We start from the raw sequence: 15,629 nt of genomic DNA, 5'->3' as shown, positions 1-15,629 counted from the left end.
TGTTATGTCTGGCCTTTTATCAAAGCAGGGATGCAGATGCAAGCGACTTTGTTGCAGCAACTGGTGCATAGACTGGCGCCAAATAGCTGCCTCTGGTGCCAGATGCAGGTGCAACAGCCACAGGCCCAGCTGTGCGATTATTGTCATGCTCAGTTACCCAAATTGGATTTAAGTTGGGTTGAACACAATGCCTTGTTATTACCTCAAGTGGCGCAAGGCTTCACCAGACCCAGATTTGACAGTCTTTACAGCTTAAGTTGGTACAGACAACCTTATAGGCATTGGATCAGTCAGTGGAAATTTCAGCACCAGCAGGCCGCAGGGGAGTTGTTATGTCAGTTGCTGTATCAGCATGCACAGCTTTACCAACAACAAGGCGGCCCCTTGCCGGACTGCGTCAGCTATACACCGGTATCCAACAAAAGGTTGCAGGAACGAGGCTTTAATCAGGCCAAACTGCTGGCACAGCAACTCGCCATTGCCTGGCAAAAACCTTGTGTCGGATTATTTCAAAGTCCGGATTTAGTGCCCCATCAAATTGGGTTGAATCGCAAAGAGCGGCTGGCGAATTTAAAAGGTAAGATTCAGCTGCAACAGCGCCCCCTGCCCGCTCATGTCACTTTGGTGGACGACGTCATTACAACAGGGGCTACTCTGGATTATCTGAGCTCTTTACTGAAAGCCAAAGGAGTCCAGACCGTCAGCGTCTGGACTCTGGCCATCACCAGGGCATTTTAGTGTGCTTCTTCGCCTTCACCATCAGAGGATTCGGCGCTGAACATTTTGCCAAAATACAGCGCGTTGATCAGTAAGCGGCTGGAACCGACAAAATAGCCGCGGAACACCGGGTTATCTGTCATGCCAATAACCCGGCCTTCGCCATGATTATGCGCAACGACTGCCGCACCTTCAGCGATACGGCTGACGTATTCAGGCGCGGTATAACCTGCCAGTTGAGGTTTATCTGTATACAAAGCCACATTGATAAAAGGCTCTTCACTGGGGGCTAATAAGAAGGTGCCGTTTTTAAACACAGGCAGGTTTTTATTCGACAGGCCAAAAGTTAAAGGATGACTTAAATCCAGTTGCGTCTGATAAATAGCACCGGCAATACGGCGCTGACCAGCCAGACTTTCTTTATCGGCATAACTTAAACCTTGATCAACAATCAACATACTCATATCTGCTGAATTCCAGGCTTTGGTTTTCAGCAAACCTGAGCGCACCAGAAATGCGGCACCGCCTTTATGGCCCCACAACACACCGCCTTTTTTCGCCCAGTCATTCAGCAATTGCTGCTCTTTTTGCTGCAAGCTGTTGTAACTGCCATCCGGCAAAATAATGTGAGTGTAGCGCGACAAATCGACCCGACCTAAACGTTGTGGTTCGATCAGACTTGGTGATACACCCGCCAGTTTTTCCAGATTAAACCAAACTTCGCCTGCCTCAGTGGAATTGACATCAGGGCCTGCCACCAACAGTACATTAGGTTTAGTCACAGGCACAAAACCATTGCTGCCTAAATCCTGGCCCTTGGCGGTTAAGCCTGACGTAAGAGCTGTGATAGCTAAACCTGCTTGTTGCTGAGCTTTACCTAAAAGTTCAAACCAGTTGTTGTGCTGCTGCAAACCAGCGGCAATGACGATAGCTCCGGCACTAAAAGCTTGTTCTCCGTCAGCAGTTTTAGCAAAAAATGGCTTGCTGGCAGCGCGTAATACCACACCTTGATCCAACAGCGCCTGAGTCAACAAGGGTGCCTTTTGGTCGGCCCAGTCAAATGCATAGGCATAAGCACCGGCGGATGGCGTCAGCACAGACTCTGACTGTGGCGACCAGGCGTCTTCAGCCACACCAGAAGGCTTGCGGCCTACTGTGCTGAATTCAATATTAAAAGCATAAGGTAAAGTCCAGGCTGACACATCGTAAAAGGTATTGTCCTGAAAGTTGGTCTGAGTGCTGAACGCCGCTTTTAACAATAGGTACTGTGGTTGTTGCAGCGGAATATAATAAGCCTGACCTTTTTGATAAGTCTGACCTTTTTGCTGCCAACGCTCATTGATTGGGTAAGCTTTGATCTGATGCTGTTTTAACAACGCCAGCAAGGCTTCTAAACGGGTTTTATCCGCAGCTTCTGCAATCACATAACCCTGAGTCGAGTCATCTGCTGCTAAGCGTTCAGACTCCAGCACAAAAGCTTTTTGATAACTTTGCAGCGCTTTTTTCTGCGCCACTGAACCGCGAAGGGTCGATAGCGAAGTAATATACTGATTTTCCACAGTTTTGCTAAAAGGCAAAGGCCCATTAATGCTGTCCTGTAAATGACCTCGGCTACTGGCCTGCTCAAACAAAATCCCAACACTGGCGTTGACGTCCGGGTAAGTTGAGCCTTTACCTACATAAAAATCGTCAAAACTTTCTTCGGTGTAATACAAACGGCCTTTTTTATCCAAAGCTGCGGCATGGTAATCGGCAATTTTCGCTGTCAGTTGTTGATTAGCGGTTGGCGTTAATGGATAAGTCCGGGTTGGAATACCAGGCTGGAAAAAGAAAGTGCTGTTTGGGCCCATTTCATGAAAATCACCGACCACAGCAGGCCGCCATTTATAAAACTGAGCGATACGGGCACGACTTTCCGGATGTTCTAACGGCAGCCAGTCGCGGTTTAAGTCAAACCAATAATGGTTAGGACGACCATTAGGCCAGGGTTCAATATGCTCGCGGCTTTGCGGATCGGCCACTGGCGATTTGCCTTTGTGCATATTGGCCCAGGTGGCAAAACGCTCTAAGCCGTCAGGGTTTAAACTGGGCTGGATCAAAATAACGGCGTTTTTCAGCCAGTCTTGCACTTCGGCCTCTGTGCTGGTTAATAAATGATGCGCAACCTGCACCGATGCATTAGGGCCACTGGATTCATTGCCATGCACGCCATACCCCAGCCAGACGATCAGCGGTAAATCGTCCGCCAGTTCAGTACCTGTCGATAGCTGAGTCAGGTGCTGCAAGCGGATTTGCTCCAGCTTTTTTAAGTTTTCCGGGGATGAAATAATCAGCTGCAATAAGGGTTTTTGTTCATGAGTGCGGCCAATAATTTCCAGCTGGGCTTTGTCTGAACCGGCAGCCAGTTGATGGAAGTACATTTGAATTTGATCATGGCGTAAATGCCATTCGCCGACAGGATAACCAAAAAATTGTTCCGGGCTTTGTGGTGCTGCCATTGAGAACTGGCTGCAAAGCCCCAATACTAAGGCACTGATGATAGTTGTTATTTTGTACATTGTTGTTCTCCCTTTCTGGCCGCTACCTTAGCAATAAAAAGTCCGGCCCGACAAGCGGGGCTGGCAAGGCACAAGAAGTCAGAGTATCATAGCCATTAACCTAGTAATTTAGTCAGGTACTACCGATGATCACCATTTCTGAACAGGCGCAGAGCCATTTTCGTAAGCTGCTGGAAAAACAGGCCGCCGGCACTCATATCCGAGTCTTCGTGGTCAACCCGGGCACTGTTTCTGCGGAATGTGGCGTGTCCTACTGCCCTGCCGACGCGGTAGAAAGCACAGATTTAGAGCTGCCATTTGACGGCTTTATGGCCATAGTGGATGCGGAAAGCAAACCCTTTTTAGTCGACGCCGAAATCGATTTTGTTACCGATCAGATGGGTTCTCAGCTGACGTTAAAAGCGCCAAACGCCAAAGTACGTAAGGTGAATGACGACGCTTCGCTGAAGGAAAAAGTACAATACGTTATTGACGCCGAAATCAACCCACAATTAGCCAACCACGGTGGCCGGGTTTCAGTGGTTGAATTGACAGACGACGGCGTAGCTGTGCTGCAATTTGGTGGCGGCTGTAACGGTTGTTCGCAAGTCGATTTAACCTTAAAAGAAGGTATCGAAAAAGAACTACTGCAACGTTTTGCCGGTGAATTAACCGCAGTACGGGATGTGACGGATCACCAGCGTGGTGAGCATTCTTACTATTAAGCTGTTGTTTGTATAAGCTACAGAGGCCACTTGATGTGGCCTTTGTTGTATATACCCAAGTAACTTCAAGATGCAGAATTCAGCGGGAGATAAAAGCGCTTTAGGCAAGGCAGCTGTTGGAAGCTTCAGTGGCTCTAAAGCGACAACAGTTAACGCGGCATAAAGCGCTTTTAACCCCGCCCTTTGGGAGTCGCAGGGCCATTGCACTGCGGTGTTAGCCTGTCTCGCAAGGTGTCGACATTGCTTCACCAGGCTGCCTTGCATTGCAAGCGCCCTGCGGCTCTGAAACTCGCATCTTGAGGTCACTTGGGTATATATGTCAAAAGGAGTTCTGAAATGAAATTGCTGGCCTTTTTGTTGGTTTTACTAAGCTTCCCAAGCTTCGCCGCTATTATTTTGCAGTACCATCATGTCAGCACTCAGACGCCTCGTTCCACCAGCGTCACGCCGGGAGAATTTCGGGTCCATTTGCAGTATTTAAAAGACCATCAGTATCAGGTGATAGGTTTAGATACTTTGTTAGCACAGCTGCAACAAGGTAAAGAACCAGCTGACAACGCTGTGGTGATCACTTTTGACGATGGTTTTGACAATATCTATCTGCAGGCCCACCCGATTTTGCAGGAGTTTGGGTTCCCTTATACGGTGTTTTTAAGTCCGGCTTTAATAGACCGTAAAGAAGGCCCAGTGATGAGCTGGCAGCAAATCAAACAGCTGCAAAAAGACGGCGTTATTATTGCCAACCATAGCTCCTACCATGATCATCTGGCCGCGCCCAATAAAGGCGAAAGCAAAGCGACTTGGCTGAAAAGAGTGAAAGCCGATATTTTGCTGGCGCAAACTCAGCTGGAACAGCAGTTAGGTATCAAACACAAATGGCTGGCTTACCCTTATGGCGAATTTAGTGGCGAGCTGGAGCAGATGGTGAAACACATGGGCTTTGTTGGCATAGGCCAACAATCCGGTGCCGTCGGCCTGAATAGCCTGATGACCCGTTTGCCGCGTTACCCTTCATCTAGCCAATACGCAGCACTGAAACACTTTACACCTAAACTGAAAACGCTAGCCTTACCGGTGAAAACCTATATAGCCGCCGATCCGGTGAAAGGCCCAAATCCGCCTACTCTGACATTACAAATCGACAGCTCAGATTTTAAAACCAGCCAGCTGAATTGTTTTAGCAATGGTGAGCCTATCAAAGTAACCTGGCTAAAAGCCGATACCTTTAGCGCTCAGGCTGGCCAAAAACTCAAAACCAGCCATAAGCGCTACAACTGCACAGCGCCTTCGTTAAGTAAAAAGGGATATTTCTACTGGTATTCCCAGCCTTGGGTGATGGAGTAGCATAAGGTTGTAACGCCTTCGGCGATTACAACCTACAAACGTAGGATGCATTCGCCCGCAGGGCAATGCATCTTGCTTCTCCGGTTTTTCTTATCTACACCTATAACTTCATCCCTAACTTTGTTCTGTCTTATGAACTACCGACGCTTGTGGTTTGAAGGCGGAACGTATTTTTTTACCGTCAACCTACATCAAAGACACAACAACTGTTTGCTAACAGAGCATATAGTCCTGTTACGTCATGCGGTTCGGCAGGTAAAACAGGTGCATCCTTTTATCATTCACGCTTGGGTAGTGTTGCCTGAACATCTGCATTGTATTATCGAACTGCCGCAGGGAGACGCAAATTTCGCGTTACGTTGGCGGCTAATCAAACTGATATTTTCCAGAGCTTTGCCAGCAACTGAACCCTGTGATTCAAGCAGAAAAAAACGTGGTGAGAGAGGGATCTGGCAACGCAGATACTGGGAACACCTTATCCGCGATCAAACCGATTTCAACGCTCATATGGACTATGTACATTTTAATCCGGTGAAGCATGGCTGGGTAGAACAAGTATCAGATTGGCCTTACTCAACCTTCCATTTGTTGGTCAAGCAAGGCGTATATTCTGTTGATTGGGCTGGAGGGGGAAATGATAAGCTATATACAGATTAAAAATTCAGCACATAAAATCATAAGCGGTTGTAATGCCTTCGATTGCACAACGTTGCAATGCCTTCGGCGATTGCAACCTATGGCTTCACCAACACAATCTGATCCAGTAATCCCAACAGCAATTTAGTGCCTGTGCCTGATGCTATGGCATCAAAGACATTTTCGGCATTTTTGCCTTGTTGGCCGCCGGCTAAATCACTGACGGAGCGGATCACTATCCAATCGACTTCGTTAACAAAACAGACCTGAGCTACCGCGGCTGATTCCATTTCAGTCACTTCGGCCTGAAATACTTTTTGCAACCATTGGCGATACTGGGCGTTGTCCAAAAACACCGAGCCTGTCACACCGTTACCACCCACTTTGATTTGGATTGGGTGACCAGATGGCATTTTGATAGGATCTATAGTGGCGACCGCTTTTTTTGTCAGCTCAATGAGTTGTGGCGTAGCGGTGAAATACGGCATTTGCTGTGGGCCGTCCCAGCCTTGTTTAACCACGGCCATTTCTTCGGGATGGATATAACCAAAGTTTTCATAAGCGGGTGAATGCGGATCCTGCTTATTACGCTCTTTGTAACTGGCCAACGCCTGCTCATAATAGTCAGGCAGAATATACTGGCCTGGTTTGGCCGGGTCAGGATTGGCATACACAGATTCATCGTGGAAGTACCAACGCTCAGGAATGGCGATATCGCCCGGCTGGAATTGTGGATTCACAGCACCAGCTATCCCCATCATCACCACCCGTTCAATAGGGAAATAATCCAGCGCCATTTGCATCGTCATGGCGGCGTTTGGCACGCTGACGCCCGTGGTAAAAATAACTATGGGTTCACCTTTGTAGTGGCCCAGTTGATACTTAACGCCGCGGATGGTCAGTGTTTTTGCTATTTTTGCGTCTTTAAGCTCTGCAAAGGCCTGGTCAATCGCCTTAATTTCCGGCTCATAGGCGGCTACTATAGCCGTCCATTTATTAGTGGTGCTAAATTGTTTTGGACCATACTGACTAAAATCTTCGGCGCTTAAATTAAAGCTAAATACCGCAGATAAAATCAGTAGTGGCGCTAAGGCGCGGGATAAAAACTTTCTCATCAGGCTGTGCTCTATGCTGGAGTTTACTTCATAACCAGCTGTTATGAATACAGTTCCACCATAAGGCGTGCAGCCTGATTTTGTAAAGAAAGGAATGAAGTTTGTTGCAGCGCCTTCAGATTATCGGGCTGCAGTTGCTATCACCAAAGGATAATCCGCCAGGAACTGCTGGTTATTGATCAGCGGCACAGCACCTGCTTTCATTTCAGGTTTAAACATAGCTACTACAGCGCCTTGGGGGTTTAGTAGCGTTATGCTGGCACTGTGATCGACTGTATATCGGTCTTCTGCGCCATCATTAATCGCATACATCAGGCCCAGTTGGCGGATAAAAGGGAATAGGTCTTTATGATCGGCTGTTCTGGCTTTGATCGGAGCTTGTTTAAAGTAGGTGATGTATTGGGCCAGTTGCTCTGGTGTATCCCGTTTTGGGTCGACCGAGACAAACCAAATCTCTAATGGCTCTGGTGTCAGCTTGACTAAGTCCTGATACATGCCCGCTAATTTCGCCATGGTCATAGGGCAAATATCTGGGCAATGGGTATAGCCGACAAAAACCAGCGTCCAGTGTCCTTGCAAGTCCTTTAATCCCACTGGCTGATTTTGTTCATCCAGCAAATTAAATTCAGTCAAAGCTCTGGGACTTGGGTAGACCAAAGCGGCCACAGGCTCAGCGGGATCAGATTTAAAACTGGCTGATAACCACAGACCCGCAGCCAAAGCCACAACCGCCACTACAACCCCTAACCACTTTTGCATAAAAAGTATCTTCCTGTTAAAGCGCTGATATCAACCAATAATGGTCCAGCAACAACAGCAGGAATAATACCATCAGATGCCAAATCGAAAACTTAAAAGTTGCCATGGCAGTTTCTGGTTTGGCATTAAACTTTAACTGCCAGGCATACCAGATAAAACCTAAGTTCAGTATGGTGCTGCCGAGCAAATACACAGCGCCTGTCATACCGACCAGATAAGGCAGCAAGCACACCAAAAACAGCACCAGGGTATAAAGGAAGATTGCACTTTTGGTGAACTCAATGCCATGAGTGACAGGCAACATTGGCATATTTACTTTGGCATAATCGTCACGGCGATGAATAGCCAAAGCCCAGAAATGCGGAGGCGTCCAGGTGAAAATAATCATCACCAGCAACAAGGCATGGGCATGCACTTCAGCCGTCATGGCTGTCCAGCCGAGCAGCGGTGGCATAGCACCGGCTAAACCCCCTATGACAATATTCTGCGGCGTCGCCCTTTTTAAAAACATGGTGTAGACCACGGCATAACCAAACAAACTGGCTAAGGTCAGCCAGGCGGTCAGTGGATTGACGGCAATAAATAACAGCAGAAAACCAGAACCTGCCAGCAGCAGTGAAAACTTCACCGCCTGCTGCGTTGATAAACGGCCGCGGGCCACTGGCCTGTTATAAGTGCGGGCCATTTGCGCATCGATGCGCTGATCCACTATATGGTTCATCGCCGCAGCGGCTGCGGATAATAAGCCTATGCCTAAAGTGGCGGCTATCATCAGGCCAAATCTGGGTAACCTAGGTTGCGCCAGCATCATGCCAACCCAGGCCGTCAGCACTAAAAGCGCCACGACTTTAGGTTTGGTCAGCTGGTAATAATCACGCCATTGCTGACTATAGTGTTGGGGTAAAGCCAGAACTTTAAGCATAAGCAGACTCCTTGTTTCTGTGCAGCTGATAACCAATCACTACCAGACACATGACTAAATTGGCTGCCACAAAGTTATGTGCCACCGCATTGGCCAAAGGCAAATGCAGCACCACGTTGGCAAGCCCCAAACTAAATTGCAGCACTAACAGCAGCAGCACTATGCTGGCCATGTTTTTAATCAAACCCGAACTATTGCGCCACAAGGCTATGGCATAAGCCGCCACCACCAGCAAAGTAACAACAGCACCAACCCTATGCATCACATGCACTGTGGCGCGGGCGCTTTGGCTCATCACGCCGTATTCGTAATTGTCGTAGCCCAGATGCAGCGAAAATGCCTCGTCAAAATTAAGCTGACCGGCCCAACCTGCTTCACAAACAGGCAACTGAATGCAGGCTAAAGCGGCATAGTTGGCTGCAGTCCAGCCCCCCAAGGCAATTTGGGCGACCAGCACCAGCAATACAGGCCAAAACAGCAGCTTCAGGCTTGGCTTTACAGCAATGAAAGGCGCAGGTTGTAATTGCCACCAATACAGCGCCAGTAACGACAGCAAGCTAAAACCACCCAGCAAATGCCCCATCACCACCACTGGGTGCAAAGCTAAAGTCACAGTCCACATGCCCAAAGCGGCTTGGAAAATTACCAGCCCCAATAACACAGTGGGTAACAACAAGCGTTTTTGTTTCAGACTCAACAGGAAAATGGCCAGGATCAACAGCCCCAAAGTGCCGGCAAAATACCTGTGGATCATCTCATTCCAGGCTTTATGACTTTCGACAGGTCGATCCGGATATAAAGCTTCTGCCTGCTCAATATGATGGGCCTGCTCCGGTACTTTTAAAAAACCGTAACAGCCAGGCCAGTCCGGGCAACCTAAACCGGCATCGGTCAGACGGGTGTAAGCGCCTAGTAAAATCACCAGCATGGCCAATACTAAGGCGCAACTGACTAAAGGTTTCAGGGCTCTCATCAAAGCCCCCTGTCGTATTTCAGCAGTTTGTTTAAATCGGTCAGAATAGCTTTGCCGGTTTGCACCATCTGGGTTTTGTCGGCAGTCACAGGGTAAGTCATCAAAGCCAGGCCATTCAGATCCACCAGCACCAGCTTTTGCTGTAACGCATCAGCCCCCACAGGATTAGCCTGCCACAATAATTTTTGTGGCTGAGTACCACCAGATTGCCATAACTCTAAATGCTGCTGTTTACGGCCCAGGGCTGTATAGACCTGCTGCATACCGTAATGGGCGTTCTGACATACGGCATCACAGTCAGTTTTATTGCTGACATAAGCTAAGCGCCAGTGCACATCACCACTGGCTTTAGGTAACAGCACAATTTCTTCGGTCAACCACTGGCCTTTATTGGTCGTCGCTCCGCCAAACCAGCCTAAAGATAAAAACGCCTGAGCAAAGGCTAGCGGTAATAAAGAACACAACAAAAACAGCAGCAAAAATTTATTCTTCGCCATTTACAGCTCCTTCTTTGACATAAACCAGCCGATCACGACTACAGCAACTGCCAGCAGCAACCATTGCAGCGCATAAGCCCGGTGTTTTTCCGGCGGCATCACCACAGCGTTGTAGTGGTACAGATAAGGGGATTGTTGCTGATACAGCAGAACCGGAGCCAACTCTTGCCCCAGCACTTGCGCCAGTTCCGCAGGTTCCACTTGTTGCATCCGCTGTGGCCATAAACCGGTGTTTTCTAAATTTTGGCCGAGGCGAAAGCCTTTGAGTTCAGTGCGCAATAACGCTTTTAAATCAAACTGTTCCGGAATGCCAAGTTCGGGCAATTGATCGCGGCTGGGCGGCGCAGCAACCCAACCCAAGTTCACTAAAACTGCTGGGCCCTGATTGGATACCAGCACAGGGATCACCACGTCGTAGCCTGCTTTGCCCTGGATCAGCTGATTATCCAACAGCCAGACCGCAGGTTTTAACCAGACCGCTTTGCCTTGTAGCATCAGGCCGTCTTGTTGCTCCGCTGGTATGGACGCTAAATCTATCCACTGCACCGGCCCTTGCTGCTCTGCCTGGTGCAACTGATCCAATTGAGTTTGCTTTTGTTCGGCGCGCTGCCATTGCCAGTAACTCAACTTGATCAAAAGCGCAAAAGCGACCAGAGTGAATACAGCCAGCAGCCAGTGTCGGGACAGATGACGAACAAAAGGCTGGGTGGTCATAAAAGTACCAGCCCTAAGTGAGGTTTTATGTGGATTAAACTTTTACTCATTGCACTACTGCTCTTTATTGTTTTTAACTTATTTCGTGCTTTGTTTCTGATGCTGAAGGACGATGAGAATCAGCCCAGTATGTCCAAGTTTTTAGGCCGACGCGTCTGGTGGTCGGCCATAGTGTTATTGCTGGTGATCCTTGCACTGCAGTTTGGCATCATCACTCCGCACGGCAGGCCCTATTAGCCACTAAGCGGGCAGAACAAGCCCGCCTCTGTGTTACAGCACGTAGACAAAAATAAACAAACATAACCAGACCACATCAACAAAATGCCAGTACCAGGCTGCGGCCTGAAAAGCAAAATGCTTATGGGCGGTAAAGTGGTTTTTCAGCAAAATACGCAGGAAAATCACTGTCAGGAATAAGGCCCCCAGAGTCACATGCAGACCATGAAAACCTGTCAGTAAAAAGAAGGTGTTGCCATAAATACCTGAGTCCAGTTTTAAACCCAGATCCTGATAGGCATGTACGTACTCTATGCCCTGCAAATACAGAAAACTTGCCCCTAACAGGATAGTGAGTCCTAACATCAGCTTCAGCTGACCTCTTTTATTTTGCTCTAACCCCATATGAGCAAACTGCAAAGTGACAGAAGATGCTAATAAAATCAGCGTGTTATAAAGCGGTAAACCTTGCCACGGCATGGCCTGAGTTTCAGTACCACCCGGTGTTTTTAGTAAAGGCCAGGCCGCTTCAAAAGCAGGCCACAATACAGCAGCTGTACTGGCGTTATTGCTGGCACCGTCCAACCACGGAATAGCGATGATACGGGCATAAAACAATGCACCAAAAAAGGCTGCAAAAAACATGACTTCGGAAAAAATAAACCAACTCATGCCCTGGCGATACGATCTGTCCAGTTGTTTGCTGTACAAACCATGCATGGACTCATCAATCACATTTCTGAACCAGCCGACCAGCATAAAAATTAAAGTGGCGACACCAGCCAGCAACAGATAACCGCCATAACCCGGCTGATCTTTCGTCACTTCATTGACAAAATGTCCTGCACCAAAGGCCATCATAAAAAGCGCCACTGCGCCTACTATCGGCCAAGGGCTTTGCTCTGGTACGTAATAATGTTCGTATTTTTCACTCATTGTTATCCCCTGTTGCTGTCTGTGCAGTGACCGGGGTGGCAGCTTCTACTTCGTACAAGGTGTAGGACAAAGTGATAGTGCTGAACTGTTCCGGTAGTGCGGGATCGACGTAAAATTGCAACGGCATTAATAACTGCTGACCTGCCGTCAGATGTTGTTGGGTAAAACAGAAACATTCCATTTTATTAAAATACAAAGCAGCCTGCCCCGGCGACACCGAAGGCACAGCCTGAGCTGTCATGGCACGGCCTGTGACATTGTGCGCCATATAATCAATGCGGTGGATCTCCCCCGGATGCACCCGCAGTTTGTGCACCACTGGTTCAAACACCCAGGGCATGTTGTTATTCGGACGGGCAATAAACTCCACCAGCACTTCACGTTTTTTATCCGGTATAGCCGCTTCTGCTGTCGCTGCCATGCTAGAGGTTTTACCGTTCAGGCCTGTTAAATCACAAAATACGTCGTACAAAGGCACTAAGGCATAACCAAAACCAAACATGGCTGCCGTCAGCAGACATAATTTAACCACTATAGGTTGATGCTTCAGTGCCATAACGCCCCCTACTTGATTTCAGGTGGTGTAGTAAAGCTGTGATAAGGCGCTGGCGAAGGGATTGTCCATTCCAGGCCCTCAGCGCCTTCCCATACCTGATCTGTGGCTTTTTCACCGCCTTTAATGCATTTCACCACCAGCCAGACAAACAACAGCTGAGATAAACCAAAGGCAAATCCACCAATGCTGATCAGCGCATTAAAGTCAGCAAATTGCAGGGCGTAATCCGGGATCCGTCGTGGCATACCAGCTAGGCCAACAAAATGCATTGGGAAAAACAGCACGTTGACCGAAATTAACGAACACCAGAAATGCCATTGCCCCAGAGTTTCGTCGTACATATGACCAGTCCACTTTGGTAGCCAGTAATAGGCCGCCGCCATAATAGAGAAGATGGCGCCTGTGACTAACACATAGTGGAAATGTGCGACCACAAAGTAGGTGTCATGGTACTGGAAGTCGGCAGGCGTAATGGCCAGCATCAAGCCGGAGAAGCCCCCTATGGTAAAGAGCACAATAAAGGCCAGGGCAAACATCATAGGCACTTCAAAGGTCATAGCGCCCCGCCACATAGTGGCCACCCAGTTAAAGACTTTCACCCCGGTCGGCACAGCGATTAGCATGGTGCAATACATAAAAAACAGTTCTGCGAACACCGGCATACCAGTCGTGAACATATGATGCGCCCAAACTAAAAAGGACAGCAGCGCAATACTGGAGGTGGCGTACACCATAGAGGCATAACCAAACAAGGGTTTACGGGCAAAGGTCGGTACTATGCTTGAGACAATACCAAAGGCGGGCAGAATCATGATGTAGACTTCGGGGTGACCAAAAAACCAGAAAATATGCTGGAACAACACAGGGTCGCCGCCACCGGCCGCATCAAAAAAGCTGGTACCAAAGTATTTATCGGTCAGCACCATAGTGACAGCACCGGCCAGCACAGGCATTACAGCAATCAGCAGGTAAGCCGTAATAAACCAGGTCCAGACAAACAAAGGCATTTTCATGTAGGTCATGCCTGGAGCGCGCAGGTTCATAATGGTTACTATCACGTTGATAGCGCCCATAATGGATGAAATACCCATGATATGAACAGAGAACACAAAAAGTGCCGTGCTGTCGCTGCTGTAGGTAGTGGATAGCGGAGCATAGAAAGTCCAGCCAAAACCAGGTCCACCGCCTTCCATAAATAAAGACAGCAGCAGGATGCTAAAAGCAAAAGGTAAGATCCAGAAGCTCCAGTTGTTCATCCTTGGCAAGGCCATGTCCGGCGCGCCTATCATCATAGGCACCAGCCAGTTGGCCAGACCGGTAAAGGCCGGCATCACAGCACCAAATACCATGATCAGGCCATGTACTGTGGTCATCTGGTTAAAAAAGTCGGGTTGTACTATTTGCAAACCTGGCTGGAATAACTCAGCCCGGATCACCATAGCCATAGCTCCGCCGATAAAAAACATAGTCAATGCAAACAGCAGGTACAAAGTACCTATGTCTTTGTGGTTGGTGGTATAAAGCCAGCGTTTTAAGCCTTTGGCTGGCCCATGATGATGCTCATGCTCAGCATGAGCATGTGGATCTGTAGTAACAGTACTCATCTGCGCCCCCTATGGTTTTTGTGCTTTGGCGATATCGGCAGCTTGCACCAGATCGCCTGTATTGTTATCCCAGGCATTACGCTCATAGGTAATCACTGCCGCAATTTCACTTAAACTCAGCTGTTTAGCAAAAGCCTGCATAGCGGTACCGGTTTTGCCGTTCAGCACTATGTCGATATGGGCAGGTAAATCCTCCAATGCCATTTTGCTACCTTTAAGCGCAGGAAAGACGCCCGGAATGCCCATGCCCGTAGGTTGATGGCAGGCAGCGCAATAACCCATGTAGGTTTTTTCACCCAAGGTCATTAACTCTTCTTTACTCATATTCATCGACAGCAGCTTTTGTTCTTCAGCTTTGGCAGCGGCCTGAGTAGCAGCTTCCTGAGCTATCCACTGCTCAAAATCGGCCTGATCTTTGGCAATAACAACGACAGGCATAAAACCATGGTCTTTCCCACAGAGCTCAGCACATTGACCTCTGTAGACGCCGGCTTGGTCCACTTTGGTCCAGGCTTCATTGATAAAGCCAGGGTTGGCATCTTTTTTCACCGCAAAAGCCGGCACCCACCAGGAGTGGATCACATCATCTGAGGTGACTAAAAAGCGTACTTTTTTGCCTGTAGGGATCACCAAAGGCCTGTCGACTTCCAACAGGTAGTTCTCGCCTTTTTTCAGTTTGTTGTCGATCTGCTTACGGGGTGTGGCCAGCAAAGAGTAGTACTCTACTTTGTGGTCCATGTATTTGTAGTGCCACTTCCATTGTGAGCCAGTGATCAGAATAGTCACGTCAGCTTCAGAGGTGTCTTCCATCGCTATCAGAGTTTGGGTGGCGGGTATCGCCATTAAAATAAGAATAACTACAGGTAAAGCAGTCCAAAGCAGCTCTACTTTGGTGCTCTCATGAAATTGGGCGGGCTCGACGCCCTTCGACTTACGATGGTGGATGATGGACCAAAACATCACCCCAAATACCGCTACCCCTATTGCACAGCAAATGTAAAAAATCTTCATATGCAGGTGGTAAACCTGCTGACTGATTTCTGTAACCCCTTGAGTCATGTTCAAAGGCATTTCTGCAGACTGCGTCGAAAACGCAAGCAAAAAGGTTAGCAGCGACCAACACAGATAACTGGTTTTCGCCACGTGACTTCTCCTCTGTCTTTGCACAAAGCAAATTGCAGATTAAAAGACACACACCCTACTTCGTCTTTGGTCCGCAACTGCCATTATTATTATTGTCCCGATTTAACTTGCTTAAACCCTTCGTACTTGAAGCTGCAGCTTTGTTGATTGCCTGCTCTAGCCCCAGTCACATAGGACGACTATGCTCCTGGGGTCTCGCGCACTTGTCGCCTCTCTGCAACTCCAAATACTTTGG

16 protein-coding genes are annotated in these 15,629 nt (G+C 48.3%); 5 read left to right on the top strand and 11 right to left on the bottom strand.

Annotated elements, in window-relative coordinates; all coding sequences use genetic code 11:
- Positions 1-36 precede the first annotated feature (36 nt).
- Entirely contained in the window at positions 37-738 is a 702-nt protein-coding gene (locus EK374_RS00780) for a ComF family protein (RefSeq protein WP_127019265.1), read from the top strand.
- Here EK374_RS00780 and EK374_RS00775 read toward each other — a convergent pair.
- Positions 735-3,275, bottom strand: coding sequence for a M14 family zinc carboxypeptidase (locus EK374_RS00775; RefSeq protein ID WP_127019263.1), 2,541 nt, complete (start codon positions 3,273-3,275; stop codon positions 735-737). The genes EK374_RS00780 and EK374_RS00775 overlap by 4 nt on opposite strands.
- Before the next feature lie 125 nt (positions 3,276-3,400).
- Here EK374_RS00775 and nfuA point away from each other — a divergent pair, with 125 nt between their 5' ends.
- From nfuA to EK374_RS00760, 3 genes are all read left to right on the top strand, one after another.
- Positions 3,401-3,979: a Fe-S biogenesis protein NfuA gene (gene nfuA, locus EK374_RS00770; RefSeq protein WP_127019261.1), complete on the top strand. Its 579-nt coding sequence runs from the start codon at positions 3,401-3,403 to the stop codon at positions 3,977-3,979.
- 336 nt (positions 3,980-4,315) lie between these two features.
- A complete protein-coding gene (locus EK374_RS00765) occupies positions 4,316-5,323 on the top strand; it encodes a polysaccharide deacetylase family protein (protein ID WP_127019259.1) in 1,008 nt (335 codons plus the stop codon).
- A gap of 132 nt (positions 5,324-5,455) precedes the next feature.
- Positions 5,456-5,980, top strand: a complete 525-nt coding sequence (locus tag EK374_RS00760; protein WP_127019257.1) for an REP-associated tyrosine transposase — start codon at positions 5,456-5,458, stop codon at positions 5,978-5,980.
- A gap of 77 nt (positions 5,981-6,057) precedes the next feature.
- Here EK374_RS00760 and EK374_RS00755 read toward each other — a convergent pair whose 3' ends face one another.
- The 6 genes from EK374_RS00755 to EK374_RS00730 all read right to left on the bottom strand — a co-directional run bounded on the left by EK374_RS00755 (position 6,058) and on the right by EK374_RS00730 (position 10,939).
- Positions 6,058-7,074: a 5'-methylthioadenosine/S-adenosylhomocysteine nucleosidase family protein gene (locus tag EK374_RS00755; protein ID WP_127019255.1), complete on the bottom strand. Its 1,017-nt coding sequence runs from the start codon at positions 7,072-7,074 to the stop codon at positions 6,058-6,060.
- 120 nt (positions 7,075-7,194) lie between these two features.
- Positions 7,195-7,833 carry an SCO family protein gene (locus EK374_RS00750; RefSeq protein ID WP_127019253.1) on the bottom strand — a complete coding sequence of 213 codons (639 nt, stop codon included), beginning with the start codon at positions 7,831-7,833 and terminating at the stop codon, positions 7,195-7,197.
- Between the two features lie 16 nt (positions 7,834-7,849).
- Positions 7,850-8,755: a heme o synthase gene (cyoE, locus tag EK374_RS00745; RefSeq protein ID WP_127019251.1), complete on the bottom strand. Its 906-nt coding sequence runs from the start codon at positions 8,753-8,755 to the stop codon at positions 7,850-7,852.
- Complete coding sequence (locus EK374_RS00740) at positions 8,748-9,728, bottom strand: COX15/CtaA family protein (protein WP_127019249.1); 981 nt, start codon at positions 9,726-9,728, stop codon at positions 8,748-8,750. The genes cyoE and EK374_RS00740 overlap by 8 nt, the downstream gene beginning before the upstream one ends.
- Positions 9,728-10,225 (bottom strand): hypothetical protein, encoded by a 498-nt coding sequence (locus tag EK374_RS00735; protein ID WP_127019247.1) that lies wholly within the window; start codon positions 10,223-10,225, stop codon positions 9,728-9,730. Before EK374_RS00735 ends, EK374_RS00740 begins: the two co-directional genes overlap by 1 nt.
- Positions 10,226-10,939 (bottom strand): SURF1 family protein, encoded by a 714-nt coding sequence (locus tag EK374_RS00730; protein ID WP_127019245.1) that lies wholly within the window; start codon positions 10,937-10,939, stop codon positions 10,226-10,228.
- Positions 10,940-10,966: 27 nt separating this feature from the next.
- Between EK374_RS00730 and EK374_RS00725 the strand changes: the two genes are divergently transcribed.
- Positions 10,967-11,176: a DUF2909 domain-containing protein gene (locus EK374_RS00725; protein ID WP_127019243.1), complete on the top strand. Its 210-nt coding sequence runs from the start codon at positions 10,967-10,969 to the stop codon at positions 11,174-11,176.
- A 33-nt stretch (positions 11,177-11,209) separates the two neighbouring features.
- On the opposite strand, the gene EK374_RS00720 is transcribed toward EK374_RS00725, so the two are convergent.
- Genes EK374_RS00720 through coxB form a run of 4 tightly spaced genes read right to left on the bottom strand, consistent with a single transcriptional unit; the run spans position 11,210 to position 15,394 of the window.
- Positions 11,210-12,091, bottom strand: a complete 882-nt coding sequence (locus tag EK374_RS00720; protein ID WP_127019240.1) for a cytochrome c oxidase subunit 3 — start codon at positions 12,089-12,091, stop codon at positions 11,210-11,212.
- A complete protein-coding gene (locus tag EK374_RS00715; RefSeq protein ID WP_127019238.1) occupies positions 12,084-12,647 on the bottom strand; it encodes a cytochrome c oxidase assembly protein in 564 nt (187 codons plus the stop codon). Before EK374_RS00715 ends, EK374_RS00720 begins: the two co-directional genes overlap by 8 nt.
- Before the next feature lie 8 nt (positions 12,648-12,655).
- Positions 12,656-14,251, bottom strand: a complete 1,596-nt coding sequence (gene ctaD / locus EK374_RS00710; RefSeq protein ID WP_127019236.1) for a cytochrome c oxidase subunit I — start codon at positions 14,249-14,251, stop codon at positions 12,656-12,658.
- Between the two features lie 9 nt (positions 14,252-14,260).
- Complete coding sequence (coxB, locus tag EK374_RS00705; RefSeq protein ID WP_233280300.1) at positions 14,261-15,394, bottom strand: cytochrome c oxidase subunit II; 1,134 nt, start codon at positions 15,392-15,394, stop codon at positions 14,261-14,263.
- Positions 15,395-15,629: the final 235 nt, after the last annotated feature.

The sequence above is a fragment of the Rheinheimera mangrovi genome (assembly GCF_003990335.1).
Lineage (GTDB): Bacteria > Pseudomonadota > Gammaproteobacteria > Enterobacterales > Alteromonadaceae > Pararheinheimera > Pararheinheimera mangrovi.
The sequence above is the reverse complement of the archived record's forward strand: the minus strand, read 5'-3'. Positions and strand labels throughout refer to the sequence as shown.